This window comes from Lacticaseibacillus styriensis, assembly GCF_030770295.1.
GTDB lineage: Bacteria > Bacillota > Bacilli > Lactobacillales > Lactobacillaceae > Lacticaseibacillus > Lacticaseibacillus casei.
Map to the genome: position 1 here is coordinate 2,061,301 of NZ_CP132483.1, position 25,133 is coordinate 2,086,433.

The 25,133-nt window shown below is 49.6% G+C and carries 24 protein-coding genes and 1 riboswitch; of the genes, 3 read left to right on the forward strand and 21 right to left on the reverse strand.

The features are described from left to right. Window positions 1-9: 9 nt before the first annotated feature. Complete coding sequence (locus LACSTY_RS09800; protein WP_087912505.1) at window positions 10-930, reverse strand: YveK family protein; 921 nt, start codon at window positions 928-930, stop codon at window positions 10-12. A gap of 353 nt (window positions 931-1,283) precedes the next feature. On the opposite strand from LACSTY_RS09800, the gene LACSTY_RS09805 reads away from it, so the two are divergent. Further along, window positions 1,284-2,003 (forward strand): acyltransferase, encoded by a 720-nt coding sequence (locus LACSTY_RS09805; RefSeq protein WP_151466730.1) that lies wholly within the window; start codon window positions 1,284-1,286, stop codon window positions 2,001-2,003. Window positions 2,004-2,173: 170 nt separating this feature from the next. Here the strand turns inward: LACSTY_RS09805 and LACSTY_RS09810 are convergent, their stop codons facing one another. The 15 genes from LACSTY_RS09810 to LACSTY_RS09880 form a co-directional block, all read right to left on the reverse strand. After that, entirely contained in the window at window positions 2,174-2,674 is a 501-nt protein-coding gene (locus tag LACSTY_RS09810; protein WP_010491614.1) for a QueT transporter family protein, read from the reverse strand. Beyond that, a riboswitch (PreQ1 riboswitch) is annotated at window positions 2,672-2,770 on the reverse strand. Its footprint overlaps the gene before it by 3 nt. Before the next feature lie 19 nt (window positions 2,771-2,789). Further along, window positions 2,790-3,503 carry a 3-oxoacyl-ACP reductase gene (locus tag LACSTY_RS09815; protein WP_087912506.1) on the reverse strand — a complete coding sequence of 238 codons (714 nt, stop codon included), beginning with the start codon at window positions 3,501-3,503 and terminating at the stop codon, window positions 2,790-2,792. Next, window positions 3,500-3,724, reverse strand: coding sequence for a DUF2829 domain-containing protein (locus tag LACSTY_RS09820; protein ID WP_049169265.1), 225 nt, complete (start codon window positions 3,722-3,724; stop codon window positions 3,500-3,502). The genes LACSTY_RS09815 and LACSTY_RS09820 overlap by 4 nt, the downstream gene beginning before the upstream one ends. 302 nt (window positions 3,725-4,026) lie before the next feature. Further along, window positions 4,027-4,338: a helix-turn-helix domain-containing protein gene (locus LACSTY_RS09825; protein ID WP_010491620.1), complete on the reverse strand. Its 312-nt coding sequence runs from the start codon at window positions 4,336-4,338 to the stop codon at window positions 4,027-4,029. Between the two features lie 265 nt (window positions 4,339-4,603). Next, window positions 4,604-5,233 (reverse strand): histidine phosphatase family protein, encoded by a 630-nt coding sequence (locus LACSTY_RS09830; protein ID WP_087912507.1) that lies wholly within the window; start codon window positions 5,231-5,233, stop codon window positions 4,604-4,606. 286 nt (window positions 5,234-5,519) lie between these two features. Further along, window positions 5,520-6,500: an ABC transporter ATP-binding protein gene (locus LACSTY_RS09835; protein WP_087912508.1), complete on the reverse strand. Its 981-nt coding sequence runs from the start codon at window positions 6,498-6,500 to the stop codon at window positions 5,520-5,522. Between the two features lies 1 nt (window position 6,501). Beyond that, entirely contained in the window at window positions 6,502-7,554 is a 1,053-nt protein-coding gene (locus tag LACSTY_RS09840) for an ABC transporter ATP-binding protein (protein ID WP_010491625.1), read from the reverse strand. A gap of 11 nt (window positions 7,555-7,565) precedes the next feature. Next, window positions 7,566-8,564: an ABC transporter permease gene (locus tag LACSTY_RS09845; protein WP_025012999.1), complete on the reverse strand. Its 999-nt coding sequence runs from the start codon at window positions 8,562-8,564 to the stop codon at window positions 7,566-7,568. After that, the gene (gene opp3b / locus LACSTY_RS09850) at window positions 8,564-9,487 is read right to left on the reverse strand and encodes an oligopeptide ABC transporter permease (RefSeq protein ID WP_010491629.1); all 924 of its coding nucleotides are present in this window, start codon (window positions 9,485-9,487) and stop codon (window positions 8,564-8,566) included. The genes LACSTY_RS09845 and opp3b overlap by 1 nt, the downstream gene beginning before the upstream one ends. Before the next feature lie 130 nt (window positions 9,488-9,617). Then, window positions 9,618-11,237: a peptide ABC transporter substrate-binding protein gene (locus LACSTY_RS09855; RefSeq protein ID WP_087912509.1), complete on the reverse strand. Its 1,620-nt coding sequence runs from the start codon at window positions 11,235-11,237 to the stop codon at window positions 9,618-9,620. A gap of 431 nt (window positions 11,238-11,668) precedes the next feature. Further along, window positions 11,669-13,102, reverse strand: coding sequence for an MFS transporter (locus tag LACSTY_RS09860; RefSeq protein ID WP_087912510.1), 1,434 nt, complete (start codon window positions 13,100-13,102; stop codon window positions 11,669-11,671). Between the two features lie 387 nt (window positions 13,103-13,489). Further along, on the reverse strand, window positions 13,490-14,053 hold the full coding sequence (efp, locus tag LACSTY_RS09865; RefSeq protein ID WP_010491634.1) for an elongation factor P: 564 nt from the start codon (window positions 14,051-14,053) through the stop codon (window positions 13,490-13,492). Between the two features lie 232 nt (window positions 14,054-14,285). Beyond that, complete coding sequence (locus tag LACSTY_RS09870) at window positions 14,286-14,993, reverse strand: LutC/YkgG family protein (protein ID WP_087912511.1); 708 nt, start codon at window positions 14,991-14,993, stop codon at window positions 14,286-14,288. Next, window positions 14,986-16,470 (reverse strand): LutB/LldF family L-lactate oxidation iron-sulfur protein, encoded by a 1,485-nt coding sequence (locus LACSTY_RS09875; RefSeq protein ID WP_087912512.1) that lies wholly within the window; start codon window positions 16,468-16,470, stop codon window positions 14,986-14,988. The genes LACSTY_RS09870 and LACSTY_RS09875 overlap by 8 nt, the downstream gene beginning before the upstream one ends. Further along, a complete protein-coding gene (locus tag LACSTY_RS09880) occupies window positions 16,467-17,249 on the reverse strand; it encodes a (Fe-S)-binding protein (RefSeq protein WP_087912513.1) in 783 nt (260 codons plus the stop codon). Before LACSTY_RS09880 ends, LACSTY_RS09875 begins: the two co-directional genes overlap by 4 nt. Before the next feature lie 660 nt (window positions 17,250-17,909). Here LACSTY_RS09880 and LACSTY_RS09885 point away from each other — a divergent pair. After that, window positions 17,910-18,476 carry a hypothetical protein gene (locus LACSTY_RS09885; RefSeq protein WP_087912514.1) on the forward strand — a complete coding sequence of 189 codons (567 nt, stop codon included), beginning with the start codon at window positions 17,910-17,912 and terminating at the stop codon, window positions 18,474-18,476. Between the two features lie 234 nt (window positions 18,477-18,710). Here the strand turns inward: LACSTY_RS09885 and LACSTY_RS09890 are convergent, their stop codons facing one another. From LACSTY_RS09890 to LACSTY_RS09910, 5 genes are all read right to left on the reverse strand, one after another. Further along, window positions 18,711-19,043, reverse strand: coding sequence for a PTS lactose/cellobiose transporter subunit IIA (locus LACSTY_RS09890; protein ID WP_087912515.1), 333 nt, complete (start codon window positions 19,041-19,043; stop codon window positions 18,711-18,713). 38 nt (window positions 19,044-19,081) lie between these two features. Beyond that, window positions 19,082-20,182, reverse strand: a complete 1,101-nt coding sequence (locus tag LACSTY_RS09895) for a DUF871 domain-containing protein (protein WP_087912516.1) — start codon at window positions 20,180-20,182, stop codon at window positions 19,082-19,084. A 90-nt stretch (window positions 20,183-20,272) separates the two neighbouring features. Further along, window positions 20,273-20,683: a DUF3284 domain-containing protein gene (locus LACSTY_RS09900; RefSeq protein ID WP_087912517.1), complete on the reverse strand. Its 411-nt coding sequence runs from the start codon at window positions 20,681-20,683 to the stop codon at window positions 20,273-20,275. A gap of 62 nt (window positions 20,684-20,745) precedes the next feature. After that, window positions 20,746-20,910 (reverse strand): hypothetical protein, encoded by a 165-nt coding sequence (locus tag LACSTY_RS09905; protein ID WP_191981875.1) that lies wholly within the window; start codon window positions 20,908-20,910, stop codon window positions 20,746-20,748. After that, window positions 20,907-22,334 carry a PTS sugar transporter subunit IIC gene (locus LACSTY_RS09910; protein ID WP_087912518.1) on the reverse strand — a complete coding sequence of 476 codons (1,428 nt, stop codon included), beginning with the start codon at window positions 22,332-22,334 and terminating at the stop codon, window positions 20,907-20,909. Before LACSTY_RS09910 ends, LACSTY_RS09905 begins: the two co-directional genes overlap by 4 nt. A gap of 531 nt (window positions 22,335-22,865) precedes the next feature. On the opposite strand from LACSTY_RS09910, the gene LACSTY_RS09915 reads away from it, so the two are divergent. After that, window positions 22,866-25,088, forward strand: coding sequence for an alpha-galactosidase (locus LACSTY_RS09915; RefSeq protein ID WP_087912519.1), 2,223 nt, complete (start codon window positions 22,866-22,868; stop codon window positions 25,086-25,088). Window positions 25,089-25,133 lie beyond the last annotated feature (45 nt).

A 25,133-nucleotide genomic window follows, 5' to 3' on the forward strand; every position in this document is an offset into this window, starting at 1 on the left:
TTCCCCTCCTTAAACTCGACGACGACTACGTTGTGGGAACCCAGACAAATTGGGATCCTCTATCACATCGTCTTCTGAATCGGTCTTTTTTTGCGCCTGGATTGCCTCATCCATACTTCTCATATGTTGAACATAACTAACAATTCCCAAATTGACCAAACCCAAATCATCTGTAATGAAATCGATGTTCTTAATCGTTTGATCTGTCAGCTCACGAACAAGTCCCCAAATAAACGCGATTATGATTCCTACCGCTAACCCTATGAATGCAACTATCTTTAGCTTTGGGGAAACGGGACTTGGATTAGCCGTTGCCTTTGAAACCACAGAAACGTTTGAAACACTCATGATTGTAGCAATCTTTTTTTCAAATACCTTTGCAATTTCATTCGCAATGTCTTTGGCACGAACTGGATTAGTATCCTTAACACTAACTGTAAACACTTGAGAATTTTGTTGTGTGGAAACTGAGACCATCTTGGATAAGTCCTCTTCAGAAAGATTAGAGTACCTTGCCGGTCTTAATTTGTATTGAGCTGGTTGTGCCTCTTCCTTGACATATCTTTCCTGTACACCTGTAAGTGAATTATAGCGAGTACCATAAACAGCCTTCTTAGCTTTTTTTACTAATACTCGCTGTGGACTTGTTAAATCGCTGGCCACTTGCTGTAAAACCACCGGGCGAGTGATGATGTCCTTGTATGTACTAATAATTTGAATGTCAGCTTGTTGCGCATTTAGTTGCATGTTCGGATCTTCTTGCTGTTTCCGATTAACCAGCAACGATGTATCTGACTCATATTTAGGTGCAATAAAGGCCTTCGCTCCGAAATATGCACCCACCATACCTAAGATTCCAAGAATAATCATTGCCGCAAAGCTGCGTTTGAATACATCCCACAACTGCGAAAGGTCGATCTGCTTGTTCATTAACTCTTCCCCACCTAATCAAAATTAGTAACCATAATTAAAAAAACGAGCCGCAGACTGTGCAGCCACACAAATGAAGAACTTTTTAAAATTCCACTCCAAAGCATAATACCCTAGCATAGCCCTTTAAGTCTACCCATCTCCAAATAGAAATCAGTTTTCTGCACCAAAAAGTTAAAACTCAAATTTCCAATACTTCCTTGCTAGTAGTTCTCATTACCAACGTCTTTATCTTTATTACAATCTCTTTACAATTTCCAGCAAACCCGCCAGAATGACCCTAACTTGTAACCAGACTCATCTGGATTTTAGTTTAAAATAAAAGCAACGTAACTTTTGGGGGCTTACTGATCATGAAAAAACATACGCTGCGTTTGCGGGACTGGATATTGTGTATCGCGCTAGGTTTGTTGATTGCCGGCGTTGGTGGCTTCTTTTATTTCCGCCACTATCAATCTGAACAAGCGATTGCCGTTAACCAGCAGACGCGTCAACGCATTCAAAACGATTCCAAAGCTAAAGTTAAAAAAGAAAAAGTTCTCAATCAGTACCGGCTTTTCGGGCTAACCGATAGCGATATCACGGCGGCTAAGGACTTACCTGTTACAGCTATTGGCGACTCGGTCATGCTGGGTAGCTCGGCTTACCTCAAGGTGTTGTTCCCGAAGATGTCGATCGACGCTGAAGTTGGCCGGCAAGTGCAGGCAGCGCCCGCGATTATCAGTCAACTCAAGTCCGAAGGCAAGTTAGATGATACTGTCGTGATTAGCCTTGGTACGAATGGTCCGATGACGGAATCGGACATTAATGGCATTTTGGACCAGCTGGGCAGCAATCGCCAAGTCTTTTGGGTGACAGCGTATGCGCCGGGTAAAGCGTGGATTGACCCGGTGAATAAGCTGATTCATTCGGCGGCTAAGTCGCATAGCAATCTGCATGTGATTGATTGGTATTACCTGGCTGGGGGCAATGATGACTGGTTTGCCGATGATGGGGTTCACCCTAACGATGCCGGCCGCGTGCATTATTACACGTTGATTGCCAAGGATGTCATGCAGACGCTTAAGAAGTAGCGTGCCATCTGTTTTTACCTACAGACGCGCTTCACATAAGCCTCAATTTTAAAAATAACACCGAGATGACGGAAATCTTCTCGGTGTTATTTTTGATTGATTCTTAAATCTGCCGGTGATCAGTGCGAGCTTTTTGCTTCACATCACTAGCCAACAGGTTTCTGCTAAGTTTATTTGTCCAAATCCACATACCGGGTCAGCACCATCATCACAACGCCGCCGACTGCCATTGAGACTGCCTCACCAAGGGCAATGGTGGCGTAAGAGGCCCAGAATGGTACCCTGCTCATGATTGTGAGTTCACCGGCGACCGTGAACATCGAGAAGGCGAAGAGGACGCCCATGATGGCAAATTTGGCCCATTTTTGGTGGACGAATTTGGCTGCCCAGCGACTGATCACGATGAAGACAAGAGTGCCTAGTGTGCCGACTGGTACGTCGAGTAGTGCGGTTGGCGAGGCTAAATTGGCCAAAAAAACACCCAACGTAACCGCCCAGACGTACCGGCGATTGAAGAGCGCCGTGTAGTTGAGCATCTCAGAGAACCGGACTTGTACGACCCCGAAGCTTAGCGGGCTGAGCATCAGGGTCATGACCACATAGATTGCGGCGACGATCGCGGTTTTGGTGAGACTGACGATTGAACGATGGGACATTGATGTTGTTTGCATATTGTTCTCCTTTGTGGCTTTGCCAGTAATAACGACGATCAAAGGAAATAAGTATCGTCGTGGAAGCGGTGTGCGCTTCCGATTCAATTAACATCATCTTAACAATGTTTCAAGTTTACTTTTCTAACCAACCGCCGTCAATAGGAATGACGGTGCCGTGAATGTAATCGGCGGCATCGCTGGCTAGGAAAAGGGATACCTGGGCGACTTCTTCTGGTTTGGCCCAACGCTTGGCCGGCGTCTCCTTAGCCACCCACGCGGCCATTTTCCCGTCACCGGCGAAGTCAGCGGCGTTCATGGGCGTGTCGATGGCGCCTGGCGCTAATGCATTGGCGCGAATGCCTCTTGCGGCGTAGTCAAGGTCTAACTGCTTGGTGAGCCCGATAACGGCGTGCTTGGCGGCTGTGTAAGCCACACCGCCGCCTCCCCCCACCAATCCGGCGATGGAGCTCATGTTGATAAAAATGCCGTGGCCGCGCTTGAGCATCCCTGGCAACAACGCCTTGATCATCAGGAACTGGCTGGTGAGATCAACGTTAAGAATGTGCTGCCAGGTTGCCAGATCAGTGGCGGCGACGTCTTGATAGCTGTCCAGAATGCCGGCCGTGTTGCAGACAATGTCAGGCGCATAGTCACGGGCGATAGTTTCTGCCGTTGCAGGCTGACTGACATCTGCCTGAATGGTGACGGCCAGCCCTGTCATGGGTTGAAGATCGACGCCGACAACCCGCGCTCCCGCTGCCGTAAACGCCGCCGCCTGAGCCGCGCCAATTCCCGATGCCGCACCAGTCACAACAACTGTTTTGCCGCTAAAATCGAATGCTATCATGCGTCAACAAGTTGCCAGTCTTCAGCGAGAATGTCACAGTCAGTCGGGGACCACAAGCTGAACGCTTCATCCGCGGTTTTGATCAGAAAATACGGATTTAATGTGTCGCCTTCAAATTTGCCTTCCGGAACTAGCTGAACGTATAGCTCGGTGCCTTCCCAACCGGTACGAACGGCTTTTTGGCCATTTTTCAGTGATGGTAGAACTGCTTCGAATGTCATGAAGTTATTTCCTCCTTTTTACTTGGCAGGCAGCCAACAGCCTTTGTGCGGCTTAGCTGGCTTCCTTGGATGTGAATTCAGTGCACTAAGTATACGCGATTTTTTGATTAGCGAACAGCCCCGAGCGCAAAATGCCTGATTAGGGGAACGGCCATCAAGAGCGCTCATCCTTTTGACACTACCTGCACGCTGCCAATCAACAACAAAGAAAATCGGTGCTAGCAACAATTGCCGCTAACACCGATTTTCTAATTACCCAGCCACTTAACCGCAACTGGCGTATTTTCAACCTATGACCGCACTCAAAGATTAATCACCTGCATGAGTACCTCGGAAACGCGTGCTCGCTCGGTTTCCGGCAAGCCAGTCAAGTACTTCACCAACGCTAACGTATTAATATCGCTCATTTCCGGTGCGATGAAGAAATCACCGACCTCCATGTCTAAGGCTTGTGCAATGTCAGTCAACTTCTTAACGCTGATGTTGTTGACATCACCGCGTTCCATACGGGATATCAGACTTACTGAGACCCCCGAACGCTCGGCCAGCTTTTCAATCGTCAGGTTCAAACTGCGGCGTTGTTGATGTACTAATTTTCCGATATTATCTAACATCATGTCCCCCACCTTTAATGTACGGCGTTATGCTTTAACATTAAATGAAACGAGCGACCATCAAAAGATTTTATATTATTATTTAATAATCTAAAGACGGCCTATTCTCACACAACGCTGGTGTACGAACCCCACATTAACGTGCCAATACATCTCCACTACTATTGTAAGCGCTCGCGTGGGGGAAGCGCCAAATATTGGCTTGATAAGCGGGAAAAAAGAGCGCATTCCGGCGGGGACAAATGATTAACTGATCCTTCGTGTTCTATAACGCACTCGGGACAAATGCCCACAAGGTGCCGCGGGTAAATTCTTCGCCGTCATCGGTATCGATTTCGCTGATACTATTATTCGGCGGCATGGCCATTTCATCGCGAGCGTTGTTGAGGTCTGCGCCAAGGTAGGTGCTCAGCAGCAACATCCCCAGCAAGCCGTGGGCAACCACGAGCACCTTGCCGTCCGGATGTTGATCATAAATTCGCGCGATCACGCGGCGTCCGCGAGTCAACGCATGCTCAAACGACTCGGCGCCGATTCGTTTATAATCAAATGCCAGCAGGTTATGATAATAATTATCGATTTGGGGATCATCCTGAACTTTTGCCAAAGGGCGACCGTCCCACTGACCCAGATCGACTTCACGTAAATCTTCTTCGGTGATGATCGCCGGTTGCGCCACCTTGCTTTGAGCCACAATGAGCTTTGCGGTGGTTTGTGCCCGCGGCATCGGACTGGCATAGATGCCAGCAAAACCGGTTGTTTCAAAAAATCGTCCCACTGCCATTGCCCCAGCGCGGCCAGACGGCGTCAGCGGCGTGTCAGTACGCCCACCGTTAAAGCGGCGTGCCAGATTCGTCTCGGTCTGTCCATGCCGCACAAAATAAAACTTGGTCATTCCTTGCACACTTCCTTTGAGGATAGTGTAGCAGACCCGCGACCAGAAAGCGTCATCTTGAAGTCAAAATTCAATTCAGCCTTGGCAATATTTAGCGAATGTTAACAAGTTTCGGATTAATGCATCACAAGTTCACACAGTTGCAGAAGTCCTTATCACAAGTGTTTTCATTCGTACTCATGCCAAAAAGCCGGCAACACTTTTACGTGCTCCCGACTCTTATAAATCAAACGCTACTTTAATAAGACTTGCCGCAAATGCTACTGGAGCAAGCGAATGTTCAGTGTTACTCCGCAGCGGTTCCAGCTGGTGTCTTATGGTCCTCTTCAGCCTCGGCCTTATACGCTGCCACCTCGTCGTCAGCGGCAAAGATATAGTGGTCAGGATAAACCTCGACCATTTTACGTTGCTTGTTGTCACCTTCGACCTTGCTGGCGTCGTATGGAATCGGGATACGCTTTCGCTCGACATCTGGGTCAGGGACAGGAATGGCGGACAGCAGGCTCTTCGTGTACGGATGAAGTGGATGGGAATAAACTTCGTCGGCACTGGCCAGTTCGACCAGACGGCCATAGTGCATGACCGCAATGCGATCGGAAATATACTTCACCATCGACAGATCATGGGCAATGAACAGATAGGTCAGCCCTTGGCGATCCTGAATGTCCTTCAGCAAGTTAACCACCTGAGCCTGAATGGACACGTCCAGCGCACTGATCGGTTCGTCTGCGATAATAAACTTAGGCTGCACCGCAAGCGCCCGGGCAATACCGATCCGCTGGCGTTGACCGCCGGAGAATTCATGGGGATAACGGGTCGCATGGTCGGCGTTCAAGCCAACTTCTTCCAGCAACTGTTCGACTTGGTGATCTCGATCCGCCTTGTCCTTAGCGAGATGATGGATATCGATGCCTTCCGCAATGATATCTTTGACTTTCATCCGGGGGTTCAACGATGCATACGGATCCTGGAAAATCATCTGCGTATCGCGACGGAAAGCCAACATCTGCTTCGAGCCGTTTTTGAGCTTGGCGATGTCCTGGCCGTTGTACAAAATTTCGCCACTCGTTGGGTCATACAGCCGAATGATGGCGCGGCCGGTTGTAGTTTTCCCGGAACCGGATTCGCCAACAAGGCCAAGGGTTTCGCCTTCGTAGATATCAAACGAGATATCCTGAATTGCTTTAACTTCGTCTTTCTTGCCGGCGTTAAACGTCTGAACCAGATGTTTAACGGAAACAAGGACTTTCTTCTTATCGTCGGCCATGTCAGTTCACCACCTTTTCGTTTGGATGCTTACTTGCCCACAGCGCATGCCGCCGCGCGATTTCCGGTGGCAGCTCCACTTTCGGCGCACCTGGAGCTAACAGCCAGGTCGCGGCTGAATGCGTTGGCGAGATCTTGAAGAAAGGCGGTTCCTGTTCAAGATCAATGGCCATCGCATACGGATTACGTGGGGCGAACGCGTCTCCTTTTGGCGGATCAAGCAAATCCGGTGGTGTGCCGGGGATCGCGTACAGCCGGTCGCTCTTCGTTTCCAGTGTCGGCATTGCTTCCAGCAGGCCCCAAGTATACGGATGCTGGGCATTGTAAAAGATTTCGTCAACGGTGCCGTATTCGACAATTTTACCGGCATACATAACCGCCACGCGATCAGCGATCCCGGCAACAACGCCGAGGTCATGGGTGATGAAAATGATTGACGTATCGATTTTGGACTGGATTTCTTTTAACAGATGAATGATCTGTGCCTGAATCGTCACGTCCAGCGCTGTTGTCGGTTCATCGGCTAACAGGATTTGCGGGTGATTGATGATCGCAATCGCAATGACGATCCGTTGGCGTTGGCCGCCGGAGAATTGATGCGGGTAATCTTTCAATCGGCCACCTGCGTCCTTGATGCCGACCAGTTCCAGCACCCGTTCGGCTTCTTTCAAGGCGTCGGATTCGCTAATCTTGTTGTGTAGCATTAACGGCTCAGCCACCTGTTTGCCGATCGTCATGGTCGGATCCAACGATGTCATCGGATCCTGGAAAATCATGGCAACATCATTGCCGCGCATGGCATTCAGCTGTTTCTCGGACTTTTTGAGAATATCGACGCCATCGAAGAGCACTTCGCCGTGGGTAATTTTGGCATTGGGCGCCAACAAGCCCATCACGGTACGTACGGTAACAGATTTCCCGGAACCAGACTCACCAACAATCGCCAGCGTCTCGCCTTTGTTAAGGTCAAAACTGACATCCCGAATGGCGTGCACCGGACCGGCATAAGTGGCAAAGTCGATTTCCAAATCTTTAACTTCCAGAATTTTAGTCATTTTGCCACCTCCTAATGTTCACTACGAGGATCAAACGCGTCACGCAAGCCATCAGCTAGCAAGTTGAACGCCAGCATCAGGACAACGATGACAATCGCCGGATACAGCAGTTGATATGGTAGAACTTGCAGGTTCTTCTGCCCATCGGATAACAACGTCCCAAGACTGGCAGTTGGCGCTGGCAGCCCGATCCCGATGTAACTCAGGAAGGCTTCAAAGAAGATGGCCGTTGGTATCGTGAACATGGTTTGAATGATGATAATGGAGCTCAGGTTCGGGATCAAATGCTTGAACGCGATTTTGACACTCGACTCGCCAAGCGTTCTGGCCGCCAAGACAAATTCCTGATCTTTTAACTGCAGTGTTTGCGCCCGAATCAGGCGGGCCATGGTGACCCAGCCAGTCAACGCAATTGCCAAAATGATGGACGTCATCCCTGGTTTGAACACTTGCAACATCAAGATAACGACAACCAAGTTTGGCACACTGGAGATGATTTCAATGACACGCTGCATCAAGGTATCGGTCATGCCGCCGCGCCATCCGGAGATGATGCCATAGAAAACCCCGATGGTCAGATCGAAGAAAGTTGCGACAATCCCGATGAACAATGAAACGCGGGTGCCGACCATGATCCGGGATAGCAGATCGCGGCCGAGGTAATCCGTGCCGAGCAAGTAGTAAACATTTTTGCCCATGCCGGCATATTTATTTTGGCCATTCAGGTAACCGTTTAATCCTGGCAAGTCAACGCCTGGCCATTTTGGTGGCAAATTGGAATAGTTCAGGTTCTGCTTATTAGGATTCGAAGGTGACAGCCACAAAGATAGAATCGAAATGACCGCAATAATAATCAAGATCCAAAGTGAGATGAGCGCGGCTTTGTTCTTCTTCAATCGCCGCATCGCATCTTGTGAGAACGTCAGCGCAGGCTTGGCAATGCGTTCCTGTTCAGCCGTATTCACTTTGACATGCTTGAATGCGTCTGGACTTAATTTTGTTGTTGCCATTAGTTTGCCTCCCCGCTCAGTCGAATTCGTGGATCAATGAAGCCGTAGAGAATATCAACGATTAAGATGATAACGGTCAACATTGCACTGTAAAGAATTGCCAAGGCCATGATCACCGGATAATCGTTGGTCGTGATTGACTTAACGAATTGTTCACCAATGCCGGGGATCGCAAAAATATTCTCGACAACCAGTGAGCCGACCATCAAGTCAACTGCCATTGGCCCGATGATGGTGACAATCGGAATCATGGAGTTACGCAGCGCATGCTTAGCAACGACCTGCCAGCGTGATTCGCCTTTGGACCGCGCGAGCTCGATATAGTCCGAACTCAGCACATCCACCATTTCGGTACGCATAAACCGCGCCGTCTGAGCCAGTGGTGCAATGGCAAGAGCGATCGTCGGTAAAATACTGTACGTAAAGCCGCCCCACAATGCGACTGGGAAAGCACCAGTTTTATAAGCAAACAGTTGTAACAACGCAGCGAACACGAAGTTAGGGATGGATCGGCCGAGAATCGCGAAAATTGTCGCGGTGGCATCCACCCAGGTATTCTTCCGAATCGCCGCAATCGCACCGAGCACGATGCCGGCGAGTGTGCCAACAACCATGGCTTGCGCACCAATTTGCAGTGACGGTCCCATTCGCGAAACGATCAGCCCGGACACGGTTTGACCGGGATACTGGTACGACATCCCGAAGTCACCATGCGTGATCCCTGCCATATACGTGAGATATTGCATCCAAACCGGCTTATCCAGTCCATACTGTTTCTTTAAAATTGCCAGTTGATCTGCCGGAATTTTCGGATTATTAAACGGGGTCCCCGGCAGTAACTTCATTAGGAAGAAAGTAATGGTGGCAACAAGAAACAGCGTCAGGAGCAAGAAGCCGATCCGTTTTAAAATATATTTAGCCATGTTTCACTCCTGTTTTTTTGGCTTTTACTCAAACGGCGTTGTCCCGCCGCAAAACACGTGACAACGCCGTTCATGAGAACTAATGATTAAAGTGTTAAGCCTTTATTTTTGATTGTTCCAATGCATCGAGTTACTTAACCTTTGCATTAACAAAGTCGTAAGAACTCGTTGGGTTGTATTTCAAACCGGTAATGGTCTTACGTTGCAGCGTTGCCTGAACACGTTGATACAGTGGTACAACGCCCTGTTCCTTGGTGAGAATTTCCTGTGCTTTTAGCAAGGTGTTCCAACGAGCAGTCGGATTGTTGGCATCGGTTGTCTTTGATTGTTTGATCAAAGCGTCATACTCGGAGTTGGACCATTTACCATCATTATAGGAGTTATCAGACGTGAACAAGTCAAGGAACGAGATGGCATCTGGGAAGTCAGCACTCCAGCCCGAGTAAATCATATCGAACTGGCCATTTTGGGCACGGGATAGACGCGTCTTAAATGGTACGCTCGCAATGGTGACCTTCAGTCCTGGCAAGTTCTGCTCTAACGTGCTTTGGAGATATTCAGCAGAACGTTTGCCTTGGGTTGTATCATCAGCAGTCAGCTCAAGTGTCGGTGCGCTCTGACCGGTTTCTTTCAAACCTTCTGTCCATAACTTCTTGGCCTTGGCTGGATCGTACTTGGTTGCCGACCCATCAGCTTTAGATGCAACCTTTGAGAAGTCCTGACCGCCCTTGATGAAGAGGCCTTCAGGCGTAACATTTTTGGCAGCAATTGAGGAGTCGTTCAAAACCTTCTTGATATATTCACTCCGGTTAATGGCAGCTGAAACGGCTTGACGAATCTTGGCGTTCTTAAAGATTGGAACCTTCTTTTCGTTAAGTTCCAAGTAGAAGATAGCACTCTGATTCAAGCCTTTGTAATCTGCCATTGTCTTTGCCTTAGCAGCTTGTTCACCAGACAACTGCGCAATATCAAGTTTCTTTGACTGATACAGATTCAAGGCAGTTTGCGGATCCTTGATAACCTGGCCATTCAAGGTGTCAATATGCACGTTCTTGGCATTCCAATAAGTCTTGTTCTTGGTTTCTTTCCAAGTATTGCCAGTGCCATTCCAGTTCTTTAATACGTATGGACCATTGGATAAGGCATACTTGGCAGTTGTGCCAAACTTCTTACCGGCCTTATTGACAAACTTCTCATTTTGCGGGAAGAATGCTGGGTTAACCAACATCGTCTTGAAATATGGAATAGCATGATCCAAAGTGACTTTCAAAGTTGTCTTGTTAACCGCTGTGACGCCCAAAGTGCTGGTAGCTTTCTTGCCAGCCGTAATGTCATCGGCATTCTTCACGCCAGAAAAGAGATACGCATATTCTGACTTGGTCTTAGGTGCGACTGTCCGCCGCCAACCAAACACAAAGTCTTGCGCCGTAACCGGATCTCCATTACTCCATTTTGCATTACGCAATTTGAACGTATAAGTCTTGCCGTCATTAGAGACAGTCGGTTGACTTTTGGCAATCGCCGGTTTCAAATCCTTGCCAGAGTAACGGTACAAACCATCCATCGTATCGATCAATGCCTGACCGCTAATCGCATCCGTGCTCGTTGACGGATCCATCGTGGAGATAACATCACTTTCCATACGGGTAATGGAGGTGCCTTTACTGCTTGCTGAATTAGAACCACAGGCTGCTAACACCCCGGCGAGCGCAATTGTTGTGCCCGCAACCATTGTTTTTCTAAATTTCATCTTGTTCCCTCCTAAAATGATTGAACTTACCTTACATTAGAATCTCATTAATGTAAATAAGTAAACCCTCAATTTTGGATAAAAAAACCGCGTTGTCAGAAAATGTCTCGTAAAAAGGTTAAACCTAGTATCAAATAACAAATCGTACAAGGCTTATACGAATGTTTTAGATAGCGCATTAAATCCAGAAATAGCAAAGTTTGTCTCGCTGGCAAGGAGTGACATTGAAAACTTGCTGCAATATTGGAAGTTGCAGCAGCCCAAATATTAAATAACACGCACTTTTGGCATAATTTCTACCAGTTTTCATGAAATTGTGTGTTTTGTTCGAATAATTTTCGCTTCTGTCAAACAACTTGCTATTCATGTGCTCACTAAAAAAGCAAGAACCAGCTCTGCTGCTAAGTTCTTGCTAATTATTTTCAAAGCGATTACTTATTATTAGTGAGTGTCTTACCATTTTTGCGGCTGCGGATGCTCCGGAACACCACAATCACCAGACCGACGACGGAAACCAAAGTGGCTAACCAAAAGACTGTGGCTAGGGCGTGTAAAAATGGTTCGCCAGATTGTGGCGAAATACGGGTCACGCCAGGCAGTTGGGCAAACAGCAAGGTGGCGCCGAAGCTGATGCCAATGGTCAACCCGATTGTGCGGGCCAGCGAGTTCATGGAACCGGCAACCCCGGAGAGGCTACTGTCCACGGCGCCCATGGTTAAGGCGTTATTCGGCGACAGGAACAAGGCCATTCCCGCACCATTGGCGACAATCGGCCAGATGATCGGCGCCATGGTTATTTTGGCGGGATAACTGGCATACCCGATTTGCGAGATGATCAGGACGAACAAGCCGAGAATCGTCAGGTAATAGCGATTCCAGTGATCGGCCAGCCAACCGGCAAATGGCGTAATCATCAGCATCGTGACACTCTGCAACATCATCAGCAAGCCGCTGGCGAACGCGGAAATGCCGCCGTAACTCTGCAGGTAGAATGGGAGGAGAATATTCGATACCGAATTGACCAGCATCACAATCAACAACACGCTCACCGAAATCAAATAGTCCGGATTGTGCATAATGCTCGGCGCAATCCACGGCGAGCGCGAGCGTTGATCCTGAATAAATGCCAGAATCGTTAACAGGATGCCGCCTGCCAAAATGCCTGCGCCCAGCCAAAGCTGTTTTGGCTGTTGCAGCCAGTAACCACTGGCGAACATCAAAATCATCCCACCAGTGAACAGGTTCTGCCCGGTCCAGTTAGCTTGCTGCCAGATGCGCCTGATCTCACCATGCGCCGGCCGCCGTAATGGCAACAAACGCATGCCGGCCAAAACGATCAGGATTCCCACCGGCACATTGAATAAATAAATCCAGCGCCAACTCGCCCAAGTAATGAGGATACCACCGAATGCCGGGCCGGAAATCGATCCCAGCGACACGAACATCGAGATCACAGCAAGGGCTTCTGCGCGATTCGCATCCGGGAAATATTGGCTAATGATGCCCATCGAATTGGCCATAATCATCGCCGAACCAACCGCCTGAACCACCCGACCTGCCATGATAGTCAGATAGGTCGGTGCGATACCCGTCAACAGCGAGCCAACGATAAACACGACTTCGCCAATCAGAAAGACCAAATTTTTGGAAACTAAATCGCCGATATGCCCGAACATCACCAACAAAACCGCTGTTGTAATGAGGCCAATGGACACAATCCAGGTCGCCGCACTACTGGAAATCATCAAGTCTTCAGAAATTCTGGGCATGGCCAGATTCGTACTCGATCCGGACAACGCCGTCAATAACGACATCATCCCTAAAACAATCAGAATTTTAATGCGTTGCGCCCGCGATATGACCATGAATCCCACACCCCTTTGAGTGTATTCTATGCCCATCGTTTAATCGCTACAATTAATCAGCCCAGAGCGCGAACTGGCCCGGTTAGAAGCCGGAGCATAAGTGGCCTCAAGCTTAAATGGCTGGTCTTTGGCCATTTAAGCTTGAGGTCCTTATGTGCAGGCTTCTGGGCCAGTGAGCGCGTTTCGGAACCGGATTGCCTGACTCCCCCAAATGCCCCCGAGTTTGGCTATCAAGCCCAAGGCCCTTACACGCAGGTTTCTGGGTCCAGTAAACGCGTTTTCTTTTGCCAAGCATGGTCATCCAATGCTACCCTTGCCCATCAAGACTTAACTAAACTTTTCGGCCATTAAAAAAGCGCCCTTCAACTGGACGCATCTTGAATCAATTTACTTCTGGGCACGACCCTTGTAAGTACCAGTGTCAGTGGTAACCAAAATCTTTTCCCCGGCTTTAACAAAATCGGGAACGGTAACGACTAAGCCAGTTTCAAGTGTGGCTGGCTTGCCGCCTCCTGCCACCGTGCCGCCTTTGACTGCCGGCTGCGTGTCTGTGACTTCAAGCTCGACTGTTCCCGGCAGCTCAAGGCCAATCACTTCATCACCATAAAACTCAATTTCGACCGGCACATTTGGCAGCATGTACTTAAGCTCACGCGCAATGCTGGCAGTTGGAACCTCATACTGCTCATAGGTATCACTGTCCATGAAATAAGCGGTGTCGTCTTGCGTATACAGATAAGTGGCCTTTTTACGATCCATGATCGCAATTTCGACCTTTTCACTCGGCCGCATCGTCGTGGTCACGTTGGCTCCGGAACGCACATCGTAAAGCTTCATCTGCATCACAGTATTACCCTTGCCTGGCTTGTGATGATTCGATTCCAAAACCTTAATCAACTTGCCATCCTTAACAAAGACCATCCCGGCCTTCAAATCGATTGCTTCTGTCATTACGTTATATCCCCTTCATTAATAAGCAAACCGGCGTTGTACACGTTTACAATTTAAGCGTTCACTAAGCACCGGTACAAATCATTTCATCAGCAAGTATACCATATCTGTATGAACGGTCGCTTGACCGCGAAAAGTGACATAAACCCCGGCGCACCAAAAAACGGCCACAGAGACAACTGCTGTCCCTAAGACCGTTTCATTCAAGCATCTCACATTAACGAGCTACCTGCTACATATCTTCAACCACCAAATAAGTCATATCCAGCGGCCCGTGCACCCCAACAACCAACGTCATTTCAATATCACCCGAGTTTGATGGCCCGGTAATGAAGTTAATATTGCTGGTTTGCAGCTCACCCGCTTTGATAGCGGCATCGTAACGATCCATCGCCTGCCGTGACCGTGGCAAAATGTTGCTTTTCTTAACGATGGCGAGATAATGTGTCGGCAAAAAGTGGAAGCCGCGGCCCTGCCCCGGCGTTGTCGCAATGGTGATAGTGCCGGATTCGGCCAGCAGGTAATCGGCAAACCCGATCGCAACATCGGCTGCCGCCGCCTGCTTCAAGTTGAAGTCGCGGCCTTTTCCCGGCGTCCAATACATCGGCTTCGGCGCAACGGTTTCCGTCCAGTCACGGAGACCAAAGTCATCATACTGATCCGTTGTCGGCAGAATGAGCGTTTTCGGCGCGTCGTGTTCAATGTAAGCATTCAACGCATCGGCCAGCCCAGCCTTGTCCGTCGTGGAAAAGGTCACATGCACGGCTTCGCTATTTTTCTTGGCGATTGCTTCCAGCTCGTCTTGTGAATGGCCAGACAACGTGGTTTCCGGCAGATCATTCAGCGGCTCAAACGGATGATCCTGAAGCTGGTGGCGCGGGCGACCGGCTTTTTCGGCAATAGCATTTAAAAAGTCTTCGCGATTACTGTGATCAATCATGTTTTTGCGCCTCCAATGCTGCTTTGTGTTGTTTGAACCAGTGCCGGAAGTTCTCATTCTTCTTCGGCGGCCGCGGTAAATCACGCACATCGGTCCAACCGCGCGCCAGCTTCGGCATCATGCCGGTTTGTTTGATCCGGCCGCTATTGTATTCATTTTCAACGCTGCCCTGGTCTTTGGTTGCCAAAACGCCCATCATCGCATGATCCATATCAAGTGCCATGTTGAACAAAACCGGTGCACTGGTGCCGACACCGACCATTTTCATAATCTTATCGCTAAAACTATGATCCATCTTCAGCTTGTCCATCATAACTTCACGGTGCTTGATCAGCAGATGGTGCAGCGGAATGCGGACAGGGCAGGTTTCGGTGCAGGCGGCACAAAGGCTAGAAGCAAACGGCAAGTCGCCGAACTTTTCATAGCCGTCTAGCACTGGTGACAGCACTGCGCCGATCGGTCCGGGGTAAATCGAGCCATAGCCGTGTCCGCCGATATGACGATAAACCGGGCAGACGTTGAGGCAGGCCCCGCAACGGATACACTGCAGCACCGGTTCAAACGGCGTACCGAGCGCGTTGCTGCGGCCGTTGTCGACAATGACCACGTGAAAGTCTTCGGGACCGTCTGCTTCACCTTCGACTTGCTTGCCAGAGAAGGAACAGTAACTGGTCAGCTTCTGACCAACCGCCGACCGCGACAACATGTTATCCAGCGTCTCGGCTTCCTTCAGACTCGGCACGATCCGTTCCATCCCCATCACAACCACCTGCGTCTTCGGGATAGCCATGGTCAGATCGGCGTTACCTTCATTGGTTACCAAATTAATCAGCCCGGAATCGGCGATGGCAAAATTACAGCCGGTAATCCCGAAATCTGCCTGTAAGAAGTAACGACGCAGGTATTTCCGGGCAAACCGCGCCAGATGTTCCGGATCGTTGTCGCCTTCATAACCGAGTTTGTCGAAGATTTCTTTGACTTGATCGCGGTTTTTGGCTAATGCCGGAAAGACAATGTGCGTTGGTTCGGCCCAATCGTCTTCTTGCAAAATAAATTCCGCCAAATCGGTTTCCATCAACTGGGTGCCCGGAATTTTCAATAATTCCTTGTCCAGGTTGATCTCCGTGGTCACCATTGACTTGGACTTCACAATTTTATGTGCCTGCTTTTCCTTGGCGAGCTTCGTAATATACGCAGCCGCCTCTTTGTCGGTTTTGGCAAAATAAACGTGACCGCCGCGCTTTTCGATGTTATCGCTAAATTCTTCCAGATAATCTGGTAAGTACTTAATGACATGTTGGCGAATCTGTTCGCCTAGATCCCGCCATTGCGGCCAGTTGCCGAGCTCCTTACGTGAAGCTTCCCGCTTGTCCCACTGGGCATCTTGCGACTTGGCAACGCTGGCCTGCATGAATTTGTCTTGTTCTGATTCCTTAACCCGCTCCAAGAACGGCTTGTCACTGGTTGAAATTGTCATGGGCGCACCTCCTGTTCGACCCCAAGCGGTTCATGGAACTTGATCCGCTCCGGATTAACATTGTGGTTCAAAACTTCCGCGATATGCATGATCTTGATCTTTTCATTTCGCCGGGAAAAACGGCCGGCAATGTTCATCAGGCAAGACGGATCGGCTGAAATCAAAACCTGCGCGCCTGTGCTCAATACATCGTTGACTTTTTCATCAACCATTTGCTTGGAAATTTCCGGCTCCTTGGCAGAGAACATCCCGCCAAAGCCGCAACAGTTTTCGATATGCGGCAACGGTTCCATCTGCAAGTCCTTCACATGATCCAGCAGCTTAAATGGCGCCGTGCGCTCACCGAGCAACCGCGTCATGTGGCAGGAACGGTGATAAGTGGCCTTGGCATCCAATTCGGCCCCGGCATCGATGACATTCAGCACGCGATATAGAAATTGGGAAAATTCGTACGTCTTGTCCGCGACTTGCTTGGCCTTTTCCGCATATTCGGGATCATCCTTCAACAAAATCCGGTATTCCCGCAACATGTTCACGCAAGAACCGGCTGGACCGACAATATAATCGGCGTCCACCGACAACAACGCATCGATTTCGTTGCGGAACACCTTCTGGCTGGCTTTCACATAGCCAGAGTTATAGGTTGGCTGGCCGCAACAAATCTGTTTGACCGGCATAAACGTTTCACACCCAAACCGCTCAAGCACTTCGGTCATCGCCGCCCCAACATTGGGAAAGAAAAGATCCACGATACAGGTGGAGAAAATAACGACTCTCATAATGCACCTCCCATATTACAATGATTCCAATTTAACTATACACCAGTGGCGCTAAATGCAACACCGAAAACGCTTCCAAAATGGCAAATTGTTATTTTGTGATCAAGTTTTCCTGCCAAGACAGTCGGCAAAAGCCTTGGTCATACCGCGTTATTGTGACATACGCCACTTAGCTTAAAGCCAGATCTGGCCTAGCCTTATGCCGTTTTTATCGTACAACGCTTATGCAATCATAAGCAATGATTGGTTGTGGTCAATTCAATGATATAAAATCACAATTATTTAAATGGCGCTGGTCGTGTCGAGGATGGTCAGCACTTTAACTTTTGCCAAGTTGATGACCTCTTTTCCTCTGTCAAAATCCCTGTTCCTCTGTTGCATCCATTTCTAAATCAGGAAGAGTATAGCCGGTTGTTCCGATCGAGCCACATGAAGACACTTGGGATGTTGGGTGTTAACGATCACTAACTTTTTTGCGCGCAATATTCGTTTTTTTTACAATAATATCGATTTTGACGAACAGCCTTGCATATTTTCCCTGTTCCACATTGATATGTCAATGTTTCTCGATGTTTCACGGCCTTGATTTTTTGTCTAAAAGGACTAACATTAAAGACGAGTTAGGTTTACCTAAAATAACTCAAAAATGGAGGCGGGTTTATGCGTAAGCGATATAGGGCAACGTTGCGGGCACTTAATTCGGATTGCATCGGCCGCCAAGCGCACGGGTTTGCAAATTTTGAGGTCACCGATGATGATGCTTTGCAAATCCGGATCGAAATGTTCAATACACCAGCAGATATGAATCACATGGCCGTATTGGAAAGTACCGGATCAGATGCACCGGTTGCGCCAGCCACAAGTGCCCAAGACAAGAATCATGACGGTGTGGTTGACGAAGAAGAAGCCGAGCAAGTTTCCGGCAAGGTCTTTGTGCCGCTCGACAATGCACCGGATAAGCTGAAATTGGTCGGCAGCAAATACCCCGAAGCTGATGACAATGGCTTTTACATTTATCAACAGCGCGTTGTTGTCTCCGCGCTGCGTGACCAGTTGCTGAAGCGCTATGGCCGTGATGTACTCAACCTCGACAACACGGTTATCTATGTTAACGGCGTGCAAAGTGATGTTATTCTGCCTAAGACCGTGGCAAGTGATCTGGACAAAAGCAAGCCATACCTCACTTTGCCAATTGCGGTTGGTAAATTGCGCAAAGTCATGGGATGAGCGTGAGCTGGCGCAGTTAGAAGTCTGCGTCAGCAAAAGCGTTATGGTAGTTTTCGGAATTCTGCACCTGCACCGAGTTATAGCGTCCCACACGGTAATATAAAAAGACTGGAACAACGCGCCTGACAAGTTCTCAGATCCGCGTTGCCCCAGCCTTTTGCTGAAATAGCAATTTGATTTAAGTGCGTTTGTTGCCCTTTAGATGAGGCTGAATGCCCCTCACAATGCCATTTGCTAATCAGTCACCGCGGTTACTTCCGCCAAGCGCTGATACACTGACACGACTTCGCCAGCTAAATCGCGAAACGTGATCGCATTCATTAAGTGATCCTGGGCATGCACCATCAGCAACGAAATCGTCGCATGCTCGCCGCTCGCCTCAGCCGTCAACAACTCAGTCTGCACATTATGAGCCGTCACCAATGCCTCATCAGCCAATTTTAAATGCTGATCCGCTTCACTGAAGTTGCCGGTTTTCGCTGCTTGAATGGCTTCAAAGGCCTCACTTTTAGCGTTTCCGCCGGCCATAATCAAGCCCATAATTGTTTCTTCGTTTACTTCATTCATTTGTTTAATGTCTCCTCTGAATTATCTTGAATAAATTGCTACTCGGCAACATGCTTTAGCATAAACGTCCGCCATGGTTTCAACAATGGCAACAACGTCAAATCTTCATCGGTCAGTTGGCCGATTTTATTGCGGCGCCCATCGTTGGGCAGATCACGCAACACGATTTGCAGCTCGCCCGCGTAACGCTTGTAAGTTTCATTGACCACCACGACATCCCCGCGGTGCAAGGTCCCGGTGGCATCGTGTGCCGGCAGCGGTTGCCCGGCATAACGCACGCGCGGTTGGGTATCGCGAATCAGGTAATCAGACGCATCGCCGCGATACAGGTGAGCCTCACTGAACGCAATTTTAGCCTCGAGATCCGCAAGCGCCAGCTCAGTAGTCATCCGCAGTGTCGGATAAGGACAAAAGAATGCCAATGCCGCTGCTTTTAAATCGGCCTCATTTGCCAGTGCGTTACCAATAAGGACGTCATCAATCACCTCGGTCAAGCGCAGGTGATGCACTTGACTGGCGATCGAGCGGTGACGATCGCTTTCCAACGTCGGCAAGCCTTCGCTGACTGGCCACGGCCCATGATCCGCACTCGGCGCGCTGATAAAAGCGGCTGTTCGAAGGCCGTACTGCCGAAACTTCTGGGAATAAGTCACCATCCGTTCATCGCCTAAGCCAGTGTATTCTTGCGGATAAAAGTTGTGACAACCTAGTAAGTTCGACCGCCGCGGACCAAAGGACATGATCGCATCAATCGCATTCGTCCCGGCACTCATGTTGAGTTCGATTTTCAGACCATATTGATTATGCGTCATCAAAGCTTCTTCCTGACCGGTGAAGCCTTCGTCAAGACGCAGGCCCCAAACGCCTAAGTCATGGAAGAAACTCAGGTCATGATAGTCAATGCCCAGTTCTTTAAACAGCGGCGGAGCAATATCGACAATGGTTTGAAAACCGAGTTGATTGGCCTTGGCCACCACAGCTTTGAAGACCGCAAGCTGATCGCGACCGTGGTCTCCTGACAGTTGTAGCAGTGACGTGAAAAGCCTACGGTAACCGAATTGCTGCGCAGCTTCTAAATAGGCAGTTGTCTGCGCGACCGTTGTTTGTTCCGGATAGAGGCTGATGCCAAGTTTGCCCATAGATCCTCCTTTTAGCGTTTATTGCACGTGATCTTTCAGCGATTGTGGCACAAAAGATCACGCTTCATTTTACAGTGACTAGTTAGGCTCTCAGGTAGCACACATCTGGCGGGCCATTTTTTTAAAGCGCCGTTTGCGGAACCAGCCGAGCAAAAACCCACTGGCACGATTGTTGGCGGCACCACGCGCGCTTTTGGCGACAAGTGACTCTTCATAGACGAGCCGACTTTTACCGCTTTCCAGTGGCGTTAACTGATAGCGGACTTTAAAATCATCCCGCGGCGTTGCCAATTCATACGCATAGACTGAATTAGGTTCGAATTCGGTGATGGTCAGCCGCGCCGTGCGTCCATTCGGCCAATTTTTGGCATAACTGTATCCGCGCAGACTTTTAGGCAACGGTTCGCGCCCAGTATGCTGACGAATATCGGCTAAGGCGGATTGTTGCAGTTGATTGAAAAAGACGTTCGGTTCCACCGGTAAATTCATAATAATTTTCATCTCGGCCTCCTTTTGGCACGATGCAGCGTGGGTGAACAAGTCCGGATCGTGACTGCGTTGATTTATTTTGTTTTAACCAGACCGACGTACCTGCGCGTGCAGAGAATGGTGGCGATGACGCCCAGAAGACAGCCGCCAATGCGCCATGGTGTTGGCATGAACGCGCTGAAAACGATGATCGCCATGCTGATGTTGATCAGAATGAGCGCGGTGGTTGCGGTTTTCAAATCGCATCACCTTCTAGGTTGCGATCGTCATCGGCCGCTTCTTTGGTTTTTTCTGCTGGCGGTTCGGTCATGTGCAGTTCCGGATCCAGCTTATTGGCGGCTTTGACGAATGGTACATAAATCAGGAAGCCGATGACCATGTTGACGGCCTGTAAAATCGGTGCGCGCCAGTCCATGGTAGCGATGATTGAGTTCACAAACGGTGGCATGGACCACACGATTTGGTTCTTAACCGGCGATACCCAGCCCAACATGTGTGCACCATATGCGATTGAGACCATGACAACCGGTGCCGCGATGAATGGAATGAAGTAAATCGGGTCGAGCACAATTGGCAGCCCGAACATCACTGGTTCGTTGACGTTAAAGCAGCCAGGCGCAATTGAGAGTTTCGCCACGGTGCGCTGATCGTCACGCTTCGAGAACATGAGGATGGCAATCAGTAATAGTAAGGTACTGCCGGCGCCACCAATCCATGCATACAGATCGAAGGCATTACGGGTCCAGACAAATGGCAGTGCTTCGCCTTTCATGAATGCATTCATATTAGCGATTTGGGCGGTTAGCCAGATTGAGTCCAAAACTGGTCCCAAGACGTTTGTACCGTGGAGACCGAAGAACCAGAAAATCTGCACCAGCAGCGTCATCAGTAACACAGCCCAGAAACCTTGGGACATGTTCAAAAGTGGTTCCTGAACAATCGTGGCGATGAACTCGATGACGGTGGTCTTGTTGACGCTGAACAGGTAATTCACAACGCCGGCCAGGTATAACGCGGCGGTCGCGGGAATGATCCCAGTGAATGCCTTGGCAATGGCTGGCGGTACCGATTCCGGCATGCGGATCGTAACGTTTTTCTTCATTAACCAGATGTAGAGGGTCATGGCAAGGGCGCCCATGATCATGACGGTGAAGAAACCATAGGAGCCGAAGAACTTGTTGAAGTTGAAGAAGCCCCACATGCTGACGTTTTTGCCGTCTACAACGCCACCGGCATCGGTGATGAGTTTGGCTGCTCCTTTACCGAGCGTCCCTTTTAACGCTAAGGTGAAGTTTTGCGGCAGGCTCATGATGAACGTGCCGAGCACAACAATCCCGCCGGTCACCGGTTCTACTTGGTACTGAACGGCTAGGTGGTACCCGAACGTAAAGGCGAATAGCAGGCCTAAAATGGCCAGGGTTCCGGTCCACACCATGGCGTTGATGCCGATGAGCCATTGCATGCTGTTGACGATACCCATCCACTTGAACTGGGTCGGGATGTCGCGAATCAAAACGTTCAAGACGGTGGAAACCGCGCCGGCCATCATCGCCGGCATGATCGCGATAAACGCGTCACGTAATGCGACTAACCAGCGAATCGATCCAATCTTTGCTGCGACCGGGACGATATGCCGGTTCAGCCAACCAATAAATGCATTCATACTATGCACTCCCTTCAAAAATTTTATAATGTCGTTATTAGTGCTTAACTACAATTAAAATTCTACGGGAGTGCCAGATGGCGCGTCAAAGATTATAGTAGTTATTGTTTATAATTTTTATAAGCAAAATATTCGACTTCAGTCGGGGGGAATTTTGGGGGCTTGCGTTTGTTGTCGTGCCAAACTCCGCAATCTCCGGCCAGCTGGGGCTGGAACGCAGTGGGCACGACTTCGAGCCCGCAAAGTACGCGGTCTCGAAGATCGGCCTCATTGTAGGCGGTAAACCGCCAACAATGACTTCACTGCTGAGCCCCATCTGGCCTCCGATTGCTCCGCCTTGGCACTGACATCCTAAGGTTCCAATAAAATGTTCAAGCTATTCTTTCCTCCCATACACAGCTCCACCATAATTTATGGAAACCTTTTTTAGAATAGCTGAACATTTCCGCCCCACCTAACATGTCCCCCAAGCAAATCACCGGCCGTTTGCTTATAATAGATTAAAACCAGAGATTTTCCAGGAGGCTCACCATGGCAAATATCGAATATGATCCGCAACGCCAGCTTTTTCACCTGCATAACGCCACTTTTAGCTACATTATTCAGGTGATTCGCGGGTACCTTGTGAAGCGTTATTGCGGTCCGGCGCTGGAGCAGTTTTCGGGGACGGCGAAGTTGGAAGATTTTAGTCATGCGTTTAACATTCAAAATGATGCCGCGCCGTTTTCGCTGACGACCCTGCCGCTTGAATACAGCACGCTGATGGGTGGCGACTATCGCACGCCTGCTTATGCCGTGCGGAATGCTCATGGCCAGTTGATCGGCAATCTCAAGTTTCACGATTTTCAGATTCTGGCCGGTAATGAAAACTTCAACGGCACACTGCCGACTGCGCGGACACCACATGGTCAGACGTTGATTATTACCATGCATGATGAAACCGATACGTTGGCGGTTCACCTTAAGTACACGATCGTTGGCGATCTGCCGGTGCTGCTGAAGCAAGTGGCTTACCGCAATCTGAGTGACAACACCCTGACGATTACCCATGCTGCCAGTCTTCAGCTTGATTTTGACGATCATGCGTACGACCTCATTACCTTGACCGGCGCACATCTGAGCGAGGCCAGTGTTACGCGTCAACCGCTGACACCCGGTAAAAAATCAATTGCCAGCAATTATGGGGCGAGCGGACCTCAAGGCGTGCCGGCGACGATTTTGGCGGCACCGGCGACCGATGATTTTGCGGGTGAGGCGCTGGGGGTCACGCTTTTGTGGAGTGGCAATTTTAATTACACGGCGCAAGTAGATCAGTTTGGCAATAGTCGCCTGGTGATGGGCTTGAATCCGGAACTCTTTTCCTGGCAGCTTAAGCCCGGTAAGCCGTTTGTCACTCCTGAGGCCGCAGTTGCGTATACGACTAAGGGCCTGAATGATCTGAGCCATATTTTCCATCAATTCTTCGCCAATCACGTCATGCCGGTGCCGCGGCAGAATCTGATTGAATATAACACGTGGGAATCGACTTATTTTGACGTGAGCGAAGCCAAGGTGCTGGCGGAGATTCCCAAGGCGGAGGCGCTCGGCGTCGAACTGATCGTGGTGGACGATGGCTGGTTTAAAAATCGTCCCAACGATGCTGGCCAGCTTGGCGATTGGGTGCCGGATCCGGTTAAGTTTCCACGCGGCTTGCGACCAGTTGCCGATGCCTTGCATGCGCGGGGGCTGGCGTTCGGCTTGTGGGTCGATCCGGAAATGATCAGCGAAAATAGCGAACTGTATGCGGCACACCCGGATTGGGCCATGCAATATGTTGGGCAAAAGCCGTTGCGGTCGCGTAACCAATTGGTGTTGGACCTCAGCCAGCGCATCGTGCAGGATCATTTGATTGCCGTGTTGACTGACCTGGTCCGGACGAATCACATCGACTATCTAAAATGGGATTACAATCGCCACTTCAGTCAGCCTGGCAGCCCGGTTTTGCCGCCGGATCAACAAGGTGAAGTGGGTTACCGTTATACTCGCGGCTTGTATCGCGTGTTGAAAACGTTACGCGCTACTTTTCCTAAGCTCATCATCGAAAATTGTTCTTCCGGCGGTGGTCGGTTGGATGGTGGGATGCTGGCGTACACCGATCAGACGTGGACCAGTGATTTCACCGATCCGGTTTATCGCATGAAGATCATGAATGGCTTCTCGTTATTCTTCCCGCTTAGAACGTTCGTCTCCCACTTTACGATGTCACCCAACCTGCAGGATTCGCGGGTGACGCCGCTGCGAACACGGGCACTGCTGAGTCTGGTCGGCGTGACCGGCATCGAGTGCCCGCCCAGCCAACTCAGTCCTGCCGAAGCCGCAGCAGTCAAAGCGAGCTTTGACTTTTACAAAGCCAATCGTGCCGAATTGCAAAATGGCAGCCTTTATCGTCTCCATCCCAGCCATCCAAATCAGGATCAGGTCTGCTGGCTCATCACCGACGAGGCAAAAACTAAAGCCATCGTCTTGACATCAGCCGGGGTCATTGCGCCGATTCCGCATTATCAGCATGTCCTGCTGCATTATCTGCGCCCGACCATGTCGTATCAGATTAACGACAAAAAGACTGCGACCGGTGCGGAGTTGAACTTTGCCGGCGTGACCTTGCCGCTGGCGCATGGTGACTTTTCCGCGACCTTGATGACGTTGCAAGCCGTCAGCCATCTACCGCAAACAACGACACAAGCGAATGGCGATATTGCAAAGCTGCCATTTTAAAAGTTTCTTTGCTGCCATTTTTTGAAAATGGCTCATCCTACTTAG

What these genes read in the sequence shown, in the direction of transcription:
- LACSTY_RS09800 (WP_087912505.1), bottom strand. Translation starts at nt 930, where the DNA reads ATGAACAAGCAGATCGACCTTTCGCAGTTGTGGGATGTATTCAAACGC.
- LACSTY_RS09805 (WP_151466730.1), top strand. Translation starts at nt 1,284, where the DNA reads ATGAAAAAACATACGCTGCGTTTGCGGGACTGGATATTGTGTATCGCG.
- LACSTY_RS09810 (WP_010491614.1), bottom strand. Translation starts at nt 2,674, where the DNA reads ATGCAAACAACATCAATGTCCCATCGTTCAATCGTCAGTCTCACCAAA.
- LACSTY_RS09815 (WP_087912506.1), bottom strand. Translation starts at nt 3,503, where the DNA reads ATGATAGCATTCGATTTTAGCGGCAAAACAGTTGTTGTGACTGGTGCG.
- LACSTY_RS09820 (WP_049169265.1), bottom strand. Translation starts at nt 3,724, where the DNA reads ATGACATTCGAAGCAGTTCTACCATCACTGAAAAATGGCCAAAAAGCC.
- LACSTY_RS09825 (WP_010491620.1), bottom strand. Translation starts at nt 4,338, where the DNA reads ATGTTAGATAATATCGGAAAATTAGTACATCAACAACGCCGCAGTTTG.
- LACSTY_RS09830 (WP_087912507.1), bottom strand. Translation starts at nt 5,233, where the DNA reads ATGACCAAGTTTTATTTTGTGCGGCATGGACAGACCGAGACGAATCTG.
- LACSTY_RS09835 (WP_087912508.1), bottom strand. Translation starts at nt 6,500, where the DNA reads ATGGCCGACGATAAGAAGAAAGTCCTTGTTTCCGTTAAACATCTGGTT.
- LACSTY_RS09840 (WP_010491625.1), bottom strand. Translation starts at nt 7,554, where the DNA reads ATGACTAAAATTCTGGAAGTTAAAGATTTGGAAATCGACTTTGCCACT.
- LACSTY_RS09845 (WP_025012999.1), bottom strand. Translation starts at nt 8,564, where the DNA reads ATGGCAACAACAAAATTAAGTCCAGACGCATTCAAGCATGTCAAAGTG.
- opp3b (WP_010491629.1), bottom strand. Translation starts at nt 9,487, where the DNA reads ATGGCTAAATATATTTTAAAACGGATCGGCTTCTTGCTCCTGACGCTG.
- LACSTY_RS09855 (WP_087912509.1), bottom strand. Translation starts at nt 11,237, where the DNA reads ATGAAATTTAGAAAAACAATGGTTGCGGGCACAACAATTGCGCTCGCC.
- LACSTY_RS09860 (WP_087912510.1), bottom strand. Translation starts at nt 13,102, where the DNA reads ATGGTCATATCGCGGGCGCAACGCATTAAAATTCTGATTGTTTTAGGG.
- efp (WP_010491634.1), bottom strand. Translation starts at nt 14,053, where the DNA reads ATGACAGAAGCAATCGATTTGAAGGCCGGGATGGTCTTTGTTAAGGAT.
- LACSTY_RS09870 (WP_087912511.1), bottom strand. Translation starts at nt 14,993, where the DNA reads ATGATTGATCACAGTAATCGCGAAGACTTTTTAAATGCTATTGCCGAA.
- LACSTY_RS09875 (WP_087912512.1), bottom strand. Translation starts at nt 16,470, where the DNA reads ATGACAATTTCAACCAGTGACAAGCCGTTCTTGGAGCGGGTTAAGGAA.
- LACSTY_RS09880 (WP_087912513.1), bottom strand. Translation starts at nt 17,249, where the DNA reads ATGAGAGTCGTTATTTTCTCCACCTGTATCGTGGATCTTTTCTTTCCC.
- LACSTY_RS09885 (WP_087912514.1), top strand. Translation starts at nt 17,910, where the DNA reads ATGCGTAAGCGATATAGGGCAACGTTGCGGGCACTTAATTCGGATTGC.
- LACSTY_RS09890 (WP_087912515.1), bottom strand. Translation starts at nt 19,043, where the DNA reads ATGAATGAAGTAAACGAAGAAACAATTATGGGCTTGATTATGGCCGGC.
- LACSTY_RS09895 (WP_087912516.1), bottom strand. Translation starts at nt 20,182, where the DNA reads ATGGGCAAACTTGGCATCAGCCTCTATCCGGAACAAACAACGGTCGCG.
- LACSTY_RS09900 (WP_087912517.1), bottom strand. Translation starts at nt 20,683, where the DNA reads ATGAAAATTATTATGAATTTACCGGTGGAACCGAACGTCTTTTTCAAT.
- LACSTY_RS09910 (WP_087912518.1), bottom strand. Translation starts at nt 22,334, where the DNA reads ATGAATGCATTTATTGGTTGGCTGAACCGGCATATCGTCCCGGTCGCA.
- LACSTY_RS09915 (WP_087912519.1), top strand. Translation starts at nt 22,866, where the DNA reads ATGGCAAATATCGAATATGATCCGCAACGCCAGCTTTTTCACCTGCAT.